This window comes from Aeromicrobium ginsengisoli, from assembly GCF_004134905.2.
In the GTDB taxonomy this organism is placed as follows: Bacteria; Actinomycetota; Actinomycetes; order Propionibacteriales; family Nocardioidaceae; genus Aeromicrobium; species Aeromicrobium ginsengisoli.
Genome location: NZ_SDPQ02000002.1, coordinates 729,513 through 744,357 on the forward strand (window position 1 = coordinate 729,513; position 14,845 = coordinate 744,357).

The window sequence follows — 14,845 nt, forward strand, 5'->3', positions numbered from 1 at the left end:
CGATGACAGATCGACGAGCGCCCGTAGTCGAGCATTCCAGATCCCGCACCTACCCCGGTGCAGTCGGGCGGGCCACCGGCCGCGAACTGCGTCCAGCATAGATGGGGACAGGGAGCTTTCCTTACTGGTCAGCCTTGAAGATCCTCCCACCGGAGGGCAACCGCCATCTCGACAAGATCTCTCAGGTGGAGAGGATCAAACCCTGTAAGCTCATTGATTTTACGAAGGCGGTTCGCGACAGTATTGATGTGCACGTAGAGTTCTCGAGCCACCCTGGCTTGAGAGAGGTCGTTGTTGATAAGAGAAACAAGCGTTTCTCGAAGGTGCGGGTGGGCGCTAAGTCCATTGAGGCGGGATGCCGCAAGGATGCTGCTCAGTTGCGGCCGTGCCTGAAGCAGAAGTTCGATTAGCGCCTCATGGTAAATGACGATGCGCCCCAGTTGGCGAACCCCTGCAACCTTCGCTGCGTCCATGGATTGCTGGCAGCCGACGCTTGCGCTGCGAAGGTTCTCCGCTGGCTGCCCGACCCCCACGGCGCATCCATCGGGCAGCCGGGCGTCGTCGATGGCCAGCCGTATGGAATGGTCCTGGAGGTCTCCACGCTCGGACGCAACGACAAGCACGAGGGTCGCGTCCGCCACACTGCCAATCAACACTCGAACCCTGTTGCTCAGCTCAAGACGCGTCTTGAGTCGTCGCAACGCGCGTTGGGTCTCGAGTTGATCAGCCCCCACCGGCCAGGTGATCGCGATCGAGACGACAGAAGATTCCACATCCACAGAGAGCAACCTCCGCCAATCCTCCATTTCCGTGTCATTCACGGTCAAACCGCTGGCAATCGTGGAAACGAGTTGATTCTCAGCCGCCCGCGTGGCTCCCTCGACTGCGGTAAAGGTCTCGCGATATGAGTTGATGACTTGCTGGGTGAGAGCATCGAAGGTGGCAGTCAGAAGCTCCGCTACCGTGCTCGCGTGAAAATCGAGCGAATCGCTTGATCTGCCGAAAAGATCCAGCATGAGGACGCGCTCGGTGAGGCGGTAGGCCTGGATCACCGACTCCAACGGCACGAGCTGTCGCGCCCTCGTCGCCCCCACGTTCCGGGCGTGAGCAAGTTCCTCGTAAGTCGGCGGCTTCTCCTCCTGCAGCACACGAAGAGCCAAATCCAGGTTCGAACGGGTCGAAGGTATCAGGTCCGATTGCTGGAAGAAGTCCGAGGAATATCCGGGATACTCGTTCCAGACCTTCTCGGTGATGACCTTTGTCAGCGCTTCCACGTCGGGCGCGTAACTCTGCTTGGACTCCGGAGCCACCCGAGCATCATAACGCTGACGGGGGACTTCGGGCTGACAACCCTGTGGCGGAGATCATCGGGGGAGGGTGCTCTCCCGGGTAGTTGATCGGGCTCAATCTCAGGCGAACGCACTTAGAAGCTAGAGAAGATTGCTAGGACTCCACGCAATCGTCCTCAAACGTCGAGCACGTCATCCGACCGGGCGAACTTTTCCGTTGCGCGAACCGGCAACTCAGAAGCGATGATCTCTTAGCGGTACGCGCCACAAAATGGTCGTATGGAAACGTTTGCCTGACTGGACTTTCCGCCGCCGCAAATCGTCGCAAATCAGGCGGATTCTGATTCGAGTGACCTTACCTTTAACACGCTAATCAGGGGGTCTGCGTGACCCCTTCTTGCGGCTTGATATGCCATGGGACTATCATCACCAGACTATGCAAACGATTTCCAGTGGCTCGGCGAAAAGCATCGGTGCCCGCAAGGATTTGATCGCGTTCCTCGCAACCGTTTTCCCCCACGTTGAGCTAGATCCCACCGAGTTGTGGGTCGTCGCCGATACCTTGTTGGCCGACCATTCGCACGTCGTCCAAGCGGGGCTATATGTGCCATTCGTCCCCGACGCGACCGGTGCTGATCCTCGACGCGTGCTCGTCCGCCACGCCGTGAACCTGCTGTATGCGCGGCCGGCCACATGGGCGCTTACCGGGTTCGAGGGGCCATCGACAGACCTTGGGGGCTACGTCTGCCGTGGCTTTGACGATCTCGATTGGTTACCCGAGCCGCGTGTCACAGAACACCCGGCAGAGCGGATCGGCACCGCCCCAGCATGAACCGGTTCAATCTTGACGACGAAGACGTCGTAGTAATTGTCGGCGCGGGCGCAGGCGGTGGGACCTTGGCAATGCGCTTGACGCAAGCAGGTCGCAAGGTGGTCCTCCTCGAGGCAGGGAAATACCGAACCAATGATTCGTTCGTCAACAACGAAGCGTGGGCCGGATCGCACCTGATCTGGAACGATCCTCGTACGACGTCCGGCGATCACCCGGATGTCCTAGCGTTCCCCGGGGTTCCTGCGACGATGGGTCGCGGCGTCGGGGGCACCCTGCAGATCTGGACAGGTCTGACCCCGCGGCTCAAGGCGCACGAGCTGAGGACGCGCTCCGTGTACGGCGACGTCGATGGAGCTGGCTTGGCGGATTGGCCTATGGACCTCGACGACATCGCTCCGTACTACGAGCGGGCCGAGCAGGAGATCGGTACATCGCATCGACACGGAAGACCGCCGATGCCAGCCAACAACAACTACAAGGTCTTCGCAAATGGCGCAAAAGCTCTCGGATACCGGCTCTACGCGACGGGGCCTTACGCGACCAACGTTGAGCCGTTCGACGGGCGCCCCGGCACGATCCAGGACGGGTTCAACATGCAGGGCGATCGCACCGGGGCGAAGTGGACGACCCTCGTGCGTGAGATCCCACGCGCTATCGCAACTGGCCTGCTCGACCTGCGGACCGATTGCCAAGCATTGACCATCACCCTGGATGCCGCGGGCCGTGCCGACGGTGTCGTTTACGTCGATCCTGACGGCGTCAGGCGGCGTCAGCGGGCCAGCGTCGTGGCCATCGCAGGCAACGCGATCGAGACCCCACGGCTTCTCCTCATGTCAGCCGAGAGGCGGCACCCTCATGGGTTGGCCAATTCCTCGGACCTCGTGGGGCGGTACTACACACGCCACGTCACCGGATACGTCCTTGGACACTTCGAACGGCCAGTGCACATGAACCGTGGCGAGAACATGGCTGGCATTCTCGCGGACGAGGCGAAGCACGAACCGGCGCGAGGCTTCGTCGGAGGCTACTACCTCGAAACCGTCGGGCTAGGGCCCGTCGCCTACGCGACACTGCTTGAATCGGTGCACCGAGAAGGTCCGGCATTCACCGAGCGAGTGGAATGGTACTCGCACACGGCCGCGCTATGGATCTGCGGTGAGGACATGCCGATGCCTGACAACAGGGTGACCCTGGACGAGTCGGCCCGGGACGATTTCGGCAACCCAATCCCCCACATCCATCTCGACCAGCACCCCAACGATGCGGCCATGCGGAACCACGCCTGGGATCGCGGAACCGCGCTGTACGAGGCGGTCGGCGCCCTCGAGACGACCCGCGCCTACGGACTGCCGTCCGGTCACAACCACGGCACGACGCGCATGAGCGCCGACCCGAACACAGGGGTAGTCGACGAGTTCGGCCGCTGTCACGATGTGCCGAACCTCTACGTCTCCGACTGCTCAGTATTCGCGACAAGTGCCGCCGCGAACCCGACCTTGACGCTGCTCGCGCTAGTGCACCGTCAAGCCGACCACCTTCTCGGCATTGTCAGTGGCTAGCGCGCCGGCGTGCTCTCCCGCATTTTGACGACTGTTGACACCGTGACATTACCGTCCGTCACGGCAGCTGCAAGACGGGCTGCCGATCTTCCGGCGAGCATTAGCGGAACCTCCACCGAGGTGAGCCACGGACGCACGTCGCGCAGCGTCGGGATGTCGTCGAACCCTGCGAGGGCTATGTCGCTTGGCACGGCAACCCCAAGCTCACGCCATCGCGCCAGTAGCCCTAACGCTACAAGGTCGTTGACAGCGAAGACCACACGCCGTGGACCTCGCCCCAGTTCGAGAACCTGTTCAGCGACGTCGAAGCCACCCTGCCACCCGAAGCCCGACTCAACAGTCCGGACGTCGTCTACCACTGCCGCACGCTCGGCAAGCCCGTCGCGAAATCCTTGGACGCGATCCTTGGCCGTTACATACGTGCTCGGTCCTCCGACGATCGTGAACTCCGTGTATCCCACTTCGAGTAGGGCGGAGGCTAGTTCCTGGCTTCCCTCGCGATTGCCAATCAGCACCGATCGGAACGGGAACTGATGATGACTCAGCATCACCACGCGTCCTCCCGCCGTCTCAATGTGCCGCAACTCCTCCATGAGCGCTGCCGCGTGTGGCTCATCGGTACGACGGCTGCCCACGAGGACGACCGCCGCGGCGCGCTGCCGACGAAACATCCGTACTTGCTCAATCTCGCGAGCGAGGTCGTCCGAAGTGACCGCGATCGAGACGTGCATGCCCGTGGACTCGAGCTCATCGATGAGGCCCGAGGCGATGCCCGCGAAGTACGGCTCGGCGATGTCGCGCACGATGAGACCGATGTTATTCGTCCGTCCCCGGACCATGCTTTGAGCGGACTCGTTCGGCAAATAGCCGAGACGCTCGGCGGCTGCCCTGACCCGGTCTGCACTGTCGGCACTCACAGACCGCTGGCTGCCGTTCAGCGCACGCGACGCCGTGGCGATCGAGACACCGGCAAGCCTTGCCACGTCAGTCAGGGTTGCACTTGTGGACGGGACACCGCGCCTGGTCGCCATGGGCCGACTGTACGCGAACAGCTCGGGCGGGGGAGGATTTGGTCAGAATCTGGTAAGCGTTTCCAACCGAGAAGGAGTCGACCAATGCGCAAAAAAGTCGTTGTGGCGATGGACAAGTTCAGGGGGTCAATGGGCGCTCGTGAGGCGACCGCACGCGTCGCGTACACGTTGCGCCGGGAACTCCCGAATGTCGATATCGTCGAGCTGCCGATCGCGGACGGCGGCGAGGGAACCGCAGACTCAGCAATGGTCGCCGGCGGCAGGCGCGTCCTCGTCGAGTCGGTCGATGCGCTCGGGCGTCCGGTCTCCACGTCGTACGTGGTGATCGGCGAGGTGGCAGTAGTCGAGCTCGCCGACACTGCAGGCTCGTGGCGTCTCGACCAGCTCACTGATGAGACCGCTCACCAAGCTTCGACATACGGCGTCGGGCTTGTTGTGGCAGAGGCGGTCCGCAGAGGAGCTACCTCGATCGTGCTCGGGCTGGGCGGGAGCTGCACGACCGACGGCGGGGCTGGGATGCTTCAGGCCTTGGGAGCGCGATCGGCGGACCTTGATGGACGCCCAATCCCGCAAGGGGGCGGCGGACTCGGCGTGGTGCACAAGGTCGACTTCACCGCGGTCAATCGCCTCATGGCCGGTGTCGAGGTTGTCCTCGCCTCCGACGTCGAATCGCCCCTCGTCGGGCCGACCGGGGCTGCTCGCGTCTTCGCCGCCCAAAAGGGCGCGAACGCAAAGACCGTCGACACGCTCGAGCGCAATCTCGAGCATTGGGCTGAAGTGGTGTCGGACGCCGTGGGCGCAGACCTGAGACACCAACCAGGGGGAGGGGCCGCCGGAGGGACGGGGTTCGCCGCGATGGCTGCACTCGGCGCACAGTCGCGGTCCGGTGCGGACATGGTGCTGGATCTCCTGTCCTTCGACGACTACGTCGGTCCGGGTGATCTCGTCATCACTGGGGAGGGGTCCCTCGATGAGCAGTCACTGTCCGGCAAGGCTCCCATCCAGGCCGCGCGGCGCGCCGAGGGGCGCGGAGCTTCCACCATCGCAGTAGTCGGACGGTGTCTGTTGACGCACGAGCAGCTCGGCTGCACGCCATTCACGTCCGCCCATGCGTTGCGGGACCTCGTACACGACGACGCGACCAGCATGAGATGTGCCACCACCCTGCTCGACAGAGTTGTCGCTGATATCGCGCAGGGCTTGTCGTGACACTTGGTGCCGTTGTACGGTATGGAAAGCGTTTACCGAATGGAGCGGGTTTGTGTCTAGGGCGATGATGAAGGCAGCGGTTGTGGACTCGTTTGGCGATTTAACTATTCGTGAGGTGCCCCGGCCCATCGTCGCCGACGCGAACGGCGTCTTGATCAAGGTTGCCGCCTGCGGGGTGTGCAGAACGGACATCGAGACGATCGACGGAGACCTCGCCGGCGTCTACGGCGTGCCCCAGTTCCCTTACATCCCCGGCCACGAGACGACTGGTGTCGTGGAGTCGGTTGGCGACGGCGTCACCAGCGCGGCGGTGGGCGACAAGGTCATTCTGCACCCGCTGACAACGTGCGGAACATGCACCGGTTGCAGGTCGGGCAAAGACATGTACTGCTCCTCTTCGACATTCGCAGGCGTCGATGCCGTGACGTGGGGCGGATGGGCCGAGTTCGTCGTGGTCGGCGAGCGTGCGCTCATCGTCGTACCTCCGGACTCCGACCTCGTCGAGCTAGCTCCGTACACGGATGCCGGGCTCACTGCCTACCACGCTGTCGAGCGCGTGCGGCACCTCCTGCTCCCAGACGCGGTGATCGTGATCATGGGGATCGGCGGTGTCGGGCACTTCGGCCTCCAGGTCGCACGCACGGCAACTCCCGCCACCATCGTCGCGGTGGAACCCTCAGCTGAGCGCTCCCAGCTTGCCAAGGAGCTCGGTGCCGATCATCTCGTCACGTCGCTCGGCGACGAAGCCCGCGACGAGGTGCTTGCGCTTACCTCCGGACGAGGCGCTGACGTCGTCATCGACTTCGCTGGCAACCTCGACAGCCCCAACCTCGGCATCTCGATGCTCGCTAAAGGCGGCACGCTCTCGATCGTGGGGGCGTTAGGAGACCTCCAGATCAACACGCTAGCGGCGGTCGTGAAGGAGATATCCATCGTGTTCAACATCGTGGGCAACCATCATGAGCTCGCCACCTTGGCCTCTATGTCCGCCAAGGGATTGCGCTCGCCCTACGTGGTCTACCCGCTTGACGACGCGCACCGCGCGATCGACGACTTGCGCAACGGCCGGCTGTCCGGTCGCGCCATCCTCGTTCCCTGACGCCCCACACCTAAGGAGCACAGCATGACCAGCACCATGACCCAGTCCGTCCTCACGACCTCCGGCGCTGATGCCATCTGTGCGGCTGCCGCCGCTCGGGCCGACGAGCTCAGCGTCAACGTCAGCATCGCGGTCCTCGACACGGCAGGTGTTATGAAGGCGTTCACCCGCCTGGATGGCGCGCCGATGGCATCCGTCAGCGTCGCCCAGGACAAGGCATTCTGCGCGGCTTCCACCTCCACCCCGACGAAGGCATGGACCGACATTGCGACCGCTGACCCGGTATTCGGCGCCGGCCTGCCATCCCTTCCCCGTTTCACTCTGCTGTTCGGCGGTGTCCCGATCACAGTCGACGGCACCGTAGTGGGAGCCGTCGGAATCAGCGGTGGCTCGAACGATCAGGACGAGGATATCGCTCAGGCAGGCGTAGCAGCGCTGGCCGGCTGAGCGCAACGCCCTTACACCCAAGTTTTCAAACGAGATTGCTCGGGAATCGCTAAAGAGGGGACTGGAAATGACGATCACCAGCTTGGCCAATAGCAACATGCTGGCAAAACCTCTAGCACCGCCTGAAGAGTTTCTCGAGGCTATGGCCAACGTATGCACTCCCGTCACCATTGTCACCACGGCCACGACTGACGGCGCACCCTACGGCACAACTGTGAGCGCGTTTGCCTCGCTCTCGCTTGACCCACCCATGGTCAGCATCTCGCTAGGGCGGGAGTCCCGCCTGCTTGCTCATATTCGCAGGAGTGAGACCATCGGCGTAAACATCTTGGCGGCTAATCAGGCGGACCTCGCCACGTGGTTTGCTCGCAGCCAAGGCGACAAGTTCCAGGAAGCTGTTTGGGCGTGGGATTCGCAGCTACCGCGCCTTGATCAGTGCGCCGGTTGGCTCACCTGTACCGTCAACGCACTCATCGATGGAGGGGATCACGTGGTGGTGCTCGCGTGTGTGAACACGGCTCAGACGTCCAGCGCTCCGCCGCTGGTCTACGCGCGCCGAAAGTTCGGCACTCACTCCGCTCTCAATGCTCAAGTGTGTTCCGATTGAGACGAGGAAGCGATCTGGTGAAGGTCAGGAAGCATGATGGTCCGTTAGTGCTGGCCAAGGACGAGTCATACCTCCACGTGGGGGACGCGGGCAGGGACCGATTTTCGGCGGAGCCTCAGGCAATCTGCGCGTGCGTGTCGGAGACCTGCTCCTACGACGTGGTGAACTATCCGTTGAACACGGATACGTTCGAGCAGATTGACGCCTTGGGTCCGTCCGTCCTCGAGTTCCTGCTGGGGAGACCACACCTTCACCAGTTCTCGCGGTGGAGTCGGGGCGGAACAAGATCACCTGACAGACCGAAGCCCGGGGAATCGGATCGTACATGTGCCATCATTGGCACGATTGCGCACACCTGCGAAAGAAGCTGGTGTTGATGACCCATTCTCATAAGCTTGATGGTGGTCTCCGGATCTTGGCCATCAATGCTTCTCCTCGCGGGACGGGCCGCACCACGGTTGCCGTACTTGAGATGCTCGCCGGTGCGAAACTTCTTGGGGCGGCCGTCGAGATTGTGGACCTGGATAGCCGTGATCACTTCGAACCTGTGGTCGCGCTGATGCAGAGAAGTGATGGAGTGGTCCTGGCATCTCCGACCTATCGAGCACGCCCACCGGCTCAACTGAAGGCCTTCTTGGATGCGCTGCCGCGGACTTCCGACTCATCGGGAGGCGGTTCCCCGTTTGCGGGCAAGGCTGTCGCCCTTTTGCAGACCGGGGCTACAGCGCATCACTTCCTAGCTACCGAAGACACACGGGCAGTCCTCAGCTCGTTCTTTGCCGCCCAGGTCATGGCCCCCTCGCTGTACTTCAGCCACACAGACTACGAAGATGCGACGAAGTTGACCGTTGCTGCGCAAGAACTTGCCCAGCGACATGGACGGGCTCTTGCGCAGTTTTCTATGGCGCTCAAAACTTGTCCTGAGGTGACGAGCTTGCAGCCATTGGCATGACCTTAAGGGTGTCAGTAGCGGACGTTCGGATCGCGGATGTCAAGTGGGAGCTTCGGTTCCTTGGCCACGTTCTGCGCCGAGCATGAGATCTGTCGCAAGACGTTCTACGCGATCTTGGCCTGGGCCCGCGACGAGGGCCAAGCAGCTGCGTTACAGCCGCGCAGTCGCCCTCCCTAGGCCCAGCCTGGGCGGATCACCTCCACGGTCAGGGACCAGGCCTTGGGGTGCGGGCGGCATTGGAGTCCTAGGGCCTCGACTATAGGCCAATCAGCGTCCACGACAAGATGCGCACCTTAGGCATAGACGCACCGTCCGTGGCGTGGTTGGCCAGAATCTTCCGAGAGGCAGGCGTGGCCCGAGTCGAACCTAAAAAAGGCCCCGGTCAGCGTGGCGCCGGTTCGTCTATTTTGCGCCGAACGCGTGCCGGCAACTCGACTCGACCGAATACGTCCTGACCCAAGGACGCACGGGTGTGATCTTCCATCTACTCCTTGGCTTCGCTCGTGGCGCCCGGCGAGACCGTTAGATGCTGCGATCACCGTGGTTAAGGAGGGCATTGGAGCTCGCCGGTTCCCCAACGGCTACTCACCGACAACGGGCTGGCGTTGAACCCGTCCCGGCGTGGGGTGGTCGGCGAACTCGTCCCCTATCTCACCTCGTTGGTGTCGAGCCGATCACGGGCAAGCCTTACAAGCTAACCACCCAAGGAGAGAACGAACGGGTTCACCAGACCCTGTTTCCGGTCCTCGACAACCAGCCCCTGGCCGGCAGCCTCGCCGAGGTCCAGGCGCAGGTCGATACCTTCGACCTCATCTACACCACCGAACGGCCCCGCCAGAGTCAGCCCCGGACGCATCACACCGCTAATGGCCTGGGCGGCCACAGCCAAGGCCGAGCCACCCCGCCTGGCAGGTCCTGGCGCGGTCCGGCCCATCCAGCCCACCGTCGACGGGGTGCGGACCACCAAGGTCAGCCGCAATGGACGATCCGGGCCAGGATCGATTCCATGATGGGCCGCCACTATGCCGGCCAACTCGCCTGCGTCACCTATGGATCCGACACCATCGAGATCTTCGATCACCAAGGCGCCCACATCGCCGAGGCCGACTGGCCCGCCCCCGACGTCATCTGCGTCAGGGCCAGCCAACTCCCGCCGAGACCCAACCGACACCGATGTCCTGACACCAAGCGTCACCCATGTCCCGATGCGCAATTGTCACCAACGTCCTGAGACATCCCACACGCACGAAGCAACTTTCAGGGGAACGTCGGCTGACGTGCGCGAACGCAACGTTCCCCCTGACGTTCCCCCGACTCAGCGGTCCGAGGGGGAACAAATGCGGTGACATCCAGGCGACACCTTCCTGCCATGCCCAAGGCAAGCAGGAAGGAACTCGAGATGAGTGTTGCAACGATGCTGGGCGTCGAAGACGTCGAAGGCCCGACGCTGGCCCAGGCTCGACGAAAGTGGGATGCGTGGAAGGCCGATGAACGCGACCTGTCGGTCGTCAACGATCTGCTCGGCTTGCGTGTCTGGACCCGGACGGCCGAGTACGAGGACTCCGACAATGTCCTGCGTGCCTTGGCCAAGCTCGGCTCACCCACCGGAGGTAACGACCCGGCTGCGATCAGCGCCCTGACATGGGCCCTGCTGCCCGGTGCCACCCGAATCGCCTACCAGCTTTCGGACCTGGCCAGCAACGTAGATGAGCTCGTCGCCAGCCACCTGTGGACTTCGGCGAGGACCTTCAGGTGGGAGTCGCGGCGGTCGACCGCCATGTCGATTCTGCGCGACACACGCCGCGGGGTACATGCTGAACTCGGGGTGGGCGACGCCGCGCGGCGCGCGGACCGCACCTGGTACCAGACGGTCTGCGTGGAACCGGAATCGCCAACGTGGCACGACTGCATCGTCGGGCCCGCCGACGCCTGGACCGACTCCGCGACTCTCGATCTGCTCGATCTTTTTGCCCAAGCCACTCGTGCAGGGGTGATCACACGCTCCGAGCGGACTCTGCTGATTGATCTTGCAACAGTCGCCCACAGTATCGGTGAAAACTACTCAGTGAACCGCGGCCGGGGCGGGTTGGCCGGTACGGCCCCGGTGGAGGTCGTTGCCAATCGAAACGGTCTCAATTCGCGGACCGTCCGCCGCCGAGCAGCACGGTCGCTCGACAAGCTCAAGGCTTTTACGGCAGCACCAACCGCGACGGGCGCGTATCCGACTGGCCGCACGGCACAGATTTCGGGCCTTGGGTACGCGAGGTGATAGGCGTGAATGCCAACGACGAAATCGACGCCCTGTTCAACAGCGCCGGCCGAGAGAGCGAAGCCATCGAGGCGCTCGACGGCGCGATGAAACAACTCAAAGCCGCCCGAGGGGTCAAAGCCCGTCTCGCGACGTTCGACGCACCCCAGCTCAAGGAAGGGCTGATGCGCCGAAAGGGCGCACTCGGAGGCGGTCCCTCATGACCACAGCCGTATCAGTGTCCGAGCTCCAGCGGGCATGGGCTGCGGTGGAAGCAGGAGAGTTCCGAGCTGGCGACTCCTCGAGACGACGCCGCATAGACACCTGGCGCCCCGCCGAACCCAGCATCATCGTTGCCGGAGCGACTGGACGCGTCGGAGCGTCCACCGTGGCTGTGACGATGGCGACTGGCGCACGGCAACGGGTGCGCGTGGTCGAGTGCAGCTCGATGCACGCAACCGGGCTCGCGGCCGCCACCTCCGCCGAGCTCGGTGTCAGCGACACAGGCTGGCGCCGTGGAATGCGAGACCAGGTCCTCATCGAACGAACCACCGGCACATTCGATCACGTCGACGACGTGCCGGCACCGGACGAAACCGATTCCGATCTGACGATCATCGACGCCAGCTGGGACCTCAACCAAATCGCCAACGTCGGATCCTGGCTGACCACCCTGGCCGCCACCGCGCCGCTGGTCATCGTGAGCGTCGCCACAGCCCCCGGGCTGCGGGCCCTCGACACCGCCTTGCAGCGCATCGCGCGCCCCGACGACATCTGGTGCATCGTCCTGGGTCCCGCGCTGAAGAAGTGGCCAAAGCCGCTCCACCTAGCCACCACCGCCCGAATCCAAGACGCCATCACACGTGGCCGCCTCACAACCGTCCCCGTCGTGCCGTCCCTGTCTATCACCGGACTGACACCTGAACCGCTGCCGCCACACCTGGTGACGGCATGCGCACCTGTGTTCGACCAGACGGTCGCACACGCGAAAGGAAACCATCATGATCCGCTCTGAACTCACCGCCCAGCTGGCTGCCGTGTGCCCGAAGGCCCCGCCCGGGGCCCAGACCTATGTCAACGACATCACCGGCTACATCCAGTGGGGTGTCCTGGCGATCTTTGGCGCCGGCGTCCTCGTCGCCATTGGGGCCGTCGCCGCGGGTCGCATGTTCGGCATGCCCCATGCATCCAAGGTCGGCATCATCTCGGCAGTCGTCGTGTTCTTCGCTGCCATCGCCTACATGGTGGTGCCGGCGATGATCGACGGCGTCACGGGCAGCGGCTGCGTCTGATGGCCACGCAGGAGACCTCCACCGAATGGAGCCGCCGCCGACTGCTGGCGATGCTCGCCGGCGTCGTCGCGTTCGCGCTGCTGGTCATCGGTGGGCTCGCGTACGCGGTGGTCGCCGCCTTCAGCCCCGACCACGCAACCGCCAGCAACGGATCTCCTGACACCCATTGGACCGCCGGGCCCGACGGTGTGCGCGGAGACGCGTACCGCGACGCGCTCGCTGCCAAGCCCATGCTCGAGGCGAACGAAGACGACATGAAACCTGTCGCCCCTGCGCTCGACACGCCGCGCCGGATGCTGATTGGGCCATCGACCAAGACCGGGCCTGTCGACGTGCCGTCGGGATTCGCCCACACCCCCGAGGGCGCCGTCGCGCAACTGGCTGCGATCGAGATCGCCGCCCTAACACCAATGTCGGTCCAGTACGCCCGCGACGTTCACAACGCGTGGGCCATGGACGGAGCGGAGTTCGACACGTGGGAGATCGCCCAGTCCATCCAGTCGTTCCACGCCAGCGCAGGCACGGTCGACGGTGACGGCGCCGTCAGCGTCACCACCACACCCGTTGGGGCGCAGATCAAAGGCACCGACGGACCTGACTGGGTGCTGGCGTGCGTCCAGCTCGACGTGACCGCCACCGTCGTGGAGCAGACCCGCTTCGGGTTCGGACACTGCGAACGCATGCAGTGGACCGGCGACCGCTGGAGGATCGCCGCCGGGAAGCCACCCGCGCAGGCCCCCTCCACCTGGCCAGGGTCACAACGCAGCCTCGACGCCGGTTGGCGCCTGTGGGTTGAGGAGGACGATCACGATGAATGAAGGGCTGCCCAACCCCGGGGACCTGCTCGGCAAGTTCAACCCGTTCGGCGTCGCCGGCGACATCGCCGGCAAGGCAGTAGCGGACGGCTGGACCGGAATCATGATGGCGCTGTGGAAGTCCGGACTCTGGGTGCTCCGATTCGCCCTGGACGTCATGGACCAATGGATGACACCGGACATCTCCGCGGGTGGTCCAGCGGCCGAGCTCTACCGCACCACGTTCTGGGCTGCCGGGGCTCTGGTGCTCATCATGGCCTTCGTGCAGCTGGGCGTCGCCGCCTTCCGCCGCGACGGGAAAAGCCTCGCCCGGGTGATCATCGGCGCCATCCAGTTCGCCGGCGTCTGGTCCGTGGCCATCACCTACGGTGTCGCCGTCATCGCCGCCTGCTCGGGCCTGAGCCATGCCCTGATGGACAGCCTGCTGGACATCAACGAATGGGGCGAGTGGAAGCCCATGACCGACGTCGACGTCGGAAAGAGCGGGATCGAGATCGGGCTGGCGACCGTGCTGGGCATCTTGGCGCTGTTCCTGTGGATCGCCGCCATCGGACACTTCGTCGTCATGCTGACCCGCGCCGCGGCACTGCTCATCCTCGCCGCCGCCACTCCGATCGCGGCCGCCGGCCTGGTCGCGGAGGCAGGCCGATCGTGGTTCTGGAAGTCCATGCGGTGGTTCCACGCAGCAGCACTCACACCCGTGCTGACGGTCCTGATGATGGGATTCGGGGTCAAGCTCACCAGCGGTGTCGCGCAAGGTGGGACCAAGACCGCCGAAGCGGCCGTCGGAACGGCCTTTCCCGGCGTCATGCTCATCCTGATCTCCGTCGTCGCACCAGTGGCCCTGTTCAAGCTGCTCGCGTTCGTCGACCCGGGCACCAGCTCGGGTGCTTCGATGCGCGCCGGCATGTCGTCGGCAGGAGGACTGCAAGGTCTGCTGTCCGGCGGGAGCCAAGGCGGAACGTCCTCGTCGGCATCACAGAGCACCAGCTCGGGACAGTCCCAAGGCGAGGCGCAGAGCACCGAGGCCACGTCCGGCCGCTTCGGCTCGGCACTGGCAAGCATCGGCGGCAGTGCCGGCTCCCTCTATTCCGCCGGAATGGGCATGGTCACCAAGGCAGGCGCCACCGCGGCGTCTGTCGGCATAGACGAGATGAACCAGACCGGGGTCGGCGACTCCTCTTACTACCCGGACTACCAGCGCGGCGGCCAACGGTTCAACCCCGACCAGCGCGACCCGCAGAACGGCGGCGGAGACAAGGGCCCCGATGACGATCCCTCGGGGAGCACGGCACCTTCGGTCCCGGTGCCGTCCATGCCCGTCGGAACACCGCAGAACGGAAGCCCAAGCGGCATGCCCTCCGGCGCCCCCGGGAAGTCGACCCCAGGTGGCGGCGGGGGAGCCGGGGGCGCAGCCTCGGCCGCTGCAGAAGTTCCCCCGGTCGTCTAAAGAACTCATTCACCA

The 14,845-nt window shown here is 64.1% G+C and carries 16 protein-coding genes; 14 read left to right on the forward strand and 2 right to left on the reverse strand.

From position 1 onward, the window contains the following. Positions 1–128: 128 nt before the first annotated feature. Positions 129–1,310 carry a PucR family transcriptional regulator gene (locus ESP70_RS10455; protein WP_149689205.1) on the reverse strand — a complete coding sequence of 394 codons (1,182 nt, stop codon included), beginning with the start codon at positions 1,308–1,310 and terminating at the stop codon, positions 129–131. A gap of 415 nt (positions 1,311–1,725) precedes the next feature. On the opposite strand from ESP70_RS10455, the gene ESP70_RS10460 reads away from it, so the two are divergent. Beyond that, positions 1,726–2,121: a hypothetical protein gene (locus tag ESP70_RS10460; protein ID WP_149689206.1), complete on the forward strand. Its 396-nt coding sequence runs from the start codon at positions 1,726–1,728 to the stop codon at positions 2,119–2,121. Next, positions 2,118–3,680 (forward strand): GMC family oxidoreductase, encoded by a 1,563-nt coding sequence (locus ESP70_RS10465; RefSeq protein WP_149689207.1) that lies wholly within the window; start codon positions 2,118–2,120, stop codon positions 3,678–3,680. The genes ESP70_RS10460 and ESP70_RS10465 overlap by 4 nt, the downstream gene beginning before the upstream one ends. Here ESP70_RS10465 and ESP70_RS10470 read toward each other — a convergent pair. After that, entirely contained in the window at positions 3,677–4,711 is a 1,035-nt protein-coding gene (locus tag ESP70_RS10470; RefSeq protein WP_149689208.1) for a LacI family DNA-binding transcriptional regulator, read from the reverse strand. The genes ESP70_RS10465 and ESP70_RS10470 overlap by 4 nt on opposite strands. An 84-nt stretch (positions 4,712–4,795) precedes the next feature. Between ESP70_RS10470 and ESP70_RS10475 the strand changes: the two genes are divergently transcribed. The 12 genes from ESP70_RS10475 to ESP70_RS10530 all read left to right on the forward strand — a co-directional run bounded on the left by ESP70_RS10475 (position 4,796) and on the right by ESP70_RS10530 (position 14,830). Next, a complete protein-coding gene (locus ESP70_RS10475) occupies positions 4,796–5,920 on the forward strand; it encodes a glycerate kinase (protein WP_149689209.1) in 1,125 nt (374 codons plus the stop codon). Next, entirely contained in the window at positions 5,889–7,019 is a 1,131-nt protein-coding gene (locus tag ESP70_RS10480) for an NAD(P)-dependent alcohol dehydrogenase (RefSeq protein WP_149689210.1), read from the forward strand. The genes ESP70_RS10475 and ESP70_RS10480 overlap by 32 nt, the downstream gene beginning before the upstream one ends. 24 nt (positions 7,020–7,043) lie before the next feature. Next, complete coding sequence (locus ESP70_RS10485; protein ID WP_149689211.1) at positions 7,044–7,466, forward strand: GlcG/HbpS family heme-binding protein; 423 nt, start codon at positions 7,044–7,046, stop codon at positions 7,464–7,466. 67 nt (positions 7,467–7,533) lie between these two features. After that, positions 7,534–8,073, forward strand: a complete 540-nt coding sequence (locus tag ESP70_RS10490; protein WP_223148691.1) for a flavin reductase family protein — start codon at positions 7,534–7,536, stop codon at positions 8,071–8,073. Positions 8,074–8,449: 376 nt separating this feature from the next. Beyond that, on the forward strand, positions 8,450–9,025 hold the full coding sequence (locus ESP70_RS10495; RefSeq protein WP_188110583.1) for an NAD(P)H-dependent oxidoreductase: 576 nt from the start codon (positions 8,450–8,452) through the stop codon (positions 9,023–9,025). A 526-nt stretch (positions 9,026–9,551) separates the two neighbouring features. Next, positions 9,552–10,256: an integrase core domain-containing protein gene (locus tag ESP70_RS20680; RefSeq protein WP_425458390.1), complete on the forward strand. Its 705-nt coding sequence runs from the start codon at positions 9,552–9,554 to the stop codon at positions 10,254–10,256. Positions 10,257–10,394: 138 nt separating this feature from the next. Continuing rightward, the gene (locus ESP70_RS10505; protein ID WP_149689213.1) at positions 10,395–11,294 is read left to right on the forward strand and encodes a hypothetical protein; all 900 of its coding nucleotides are present in this window, start codon (positions 10,395–10,397) and stop codon (positions 11,292–11,294) included. A 5-nt stretch (positions 11,295–11,299) separates the two neighbouring features. Next, the gene (locus ESP70_RS10510; RefSeq protein WP_149689214.1) at positions 11,300–11,497 is read left to right on the forward strand and encodes a hypothetical protein; all 198 of its coding nucleotides are present in this window, start codon (positions 11,300–11,302) and stop codon (positions 11,495–11,497) included. A 164-nt stretch (positions 11,498–11,661) separates the two neighbouring features. Next, on the forward strand, positions 11,662–12,288 hold the full coding sequence (locus ESP70_RS10515) for a hypothetical protein (protein WP_149689215.1): 627 nt from the start codon (positions 11,662–11,664) through the stop codon (positions 12,286–12,288). Next, positions 12,275–12,565, forward strand: coding sequence for a hypothetical protein (locus ESP70_RS10520; protein WP_149689216.1), 291 nt, complete (start codon positions 12,275–12,277; stop codon positions 12,563–12,565). The genes ESP70_RS10515 and ESP70_RS10520 overlap by 14 nt, the downstream gene beginning before the upstream one ends. Beyond that, positions 12,565–13,383: a hypothetical protein gene (locus tag ESP70_RS10525; RefSeq protein ID WP_149689217.1), complete on the forward strand. Its 819-nt coding sequence runs from the start codon at positions 12,565–12,567 to the stop codon at positions 13,381–13,383. The genes ESP70_RS10520 and ESP70_RS10525 overlap by 1 nt, the downstream gene beginning before the upstream one ends. After that, the gene (locus tag ESP70_RS10530) at positions 13,376–14,830 is read left to right on the forward strand and encodes a TrbL/VirB6 family protein (RefSeq protein ID WP_149689218.1); all 1,455 of its coding nucleotides are present in this window, start codon (positions 13,376–13,378) and stop codon (positions 14,828–14,830) included. The genes ESP70_RS10525 and ESP70_RS10530 overlap by 8 nt, the downstream gene beginning before the upstream one ends. Positions 14,831–14,845: the final 15 nt, after the last annotated feature.

Bases quoted from the DNA above. Each gene is read 5' to 3' on its own strand.
- ESP70_RS20680 (WP_425458390.1), top strand. From the start codon at position 9,552: ATGCTGCGATCACCGTGGTTAAGGAGGGCATTGGAGCTCGCCGGTTCC.
- ESP70_RS10485 (WP_149689211.1), top strand. From the start codon at position 7,044: ATGACCAGCACCATGACCCAGTCCGTCCTCACGACCTCCGGCGCTGAT.
- ESP70_RS10495 (WP_188110583.1), top strand. From the start codon at position 8,450: ATGACCCATTCTCATAAGCTTGATGGTGGTCTCCGGATCTTGGCCATC.
- ESP70_RS10465 (WP_149689207.1), top strand. From the start codon at position 2,118: ATGAACCGGTTCAATCTTGACGACGAAGACGTCGTAGTAATTGTCGGC.
- ESP70_RS10460 (WP_149689206.1), top strand. From the start codon at position 1,726: ATGCAAACGATTTCCAGTGGCTCGGCGAAAAGCATCGGTGCCCGCAAG.
- ESP70_RS10525 (WP_149689217.1), top strand. From the start codon at position 12,565: ATGGCCACGCAGGAGACCTCCACCGAATGGAGCCGCCGCCGACTGCTG.
- ESP70_RS10505 (WP_149689213.1), top strand. From the start codon at position 10,395: ATGCCCAAGGCAAGCAGGAAGGAACTCGAGATGAGTGTTGCAACGATG.
- ESP70_RS10490 (WP_223148691.1), top strand. From the start codon at position 7,534: ATGACGATCACCAGCTTGGCCAATAGCAACATGCTGGCAAAACCTCTA.
- ESP70_RS10520 (WP_149689216.1), top strand. From the start codon at position 12,275: ATGATCCGCTCTGAACTCACCGCCCAGCTGGCTGCCGTGTGCCCGAAG.
- ESP70_RS10475 (WP_149689209.1), top strand. From the start codon at position 4,796: ATGCGCAAAAAAGTCGTTGTGGCGATGGACAAGTTCAGGGGGTCAATG.
- ESP70_RS10470 (WP_149689208.1), bottom strand. From the start codon at position 4,711: ATGGCGACCAGGCGCGGTGTCCCGTCCACAAGTGCAACCCTGACTGAC.
- ESP70_RS10530 (WP_149689218.1), top strand. From the start codon at position 13,376: ATGAATGAAGGGCTGCCCAACCCCGGGGACCTGCTCGGCAAGTTCAAC.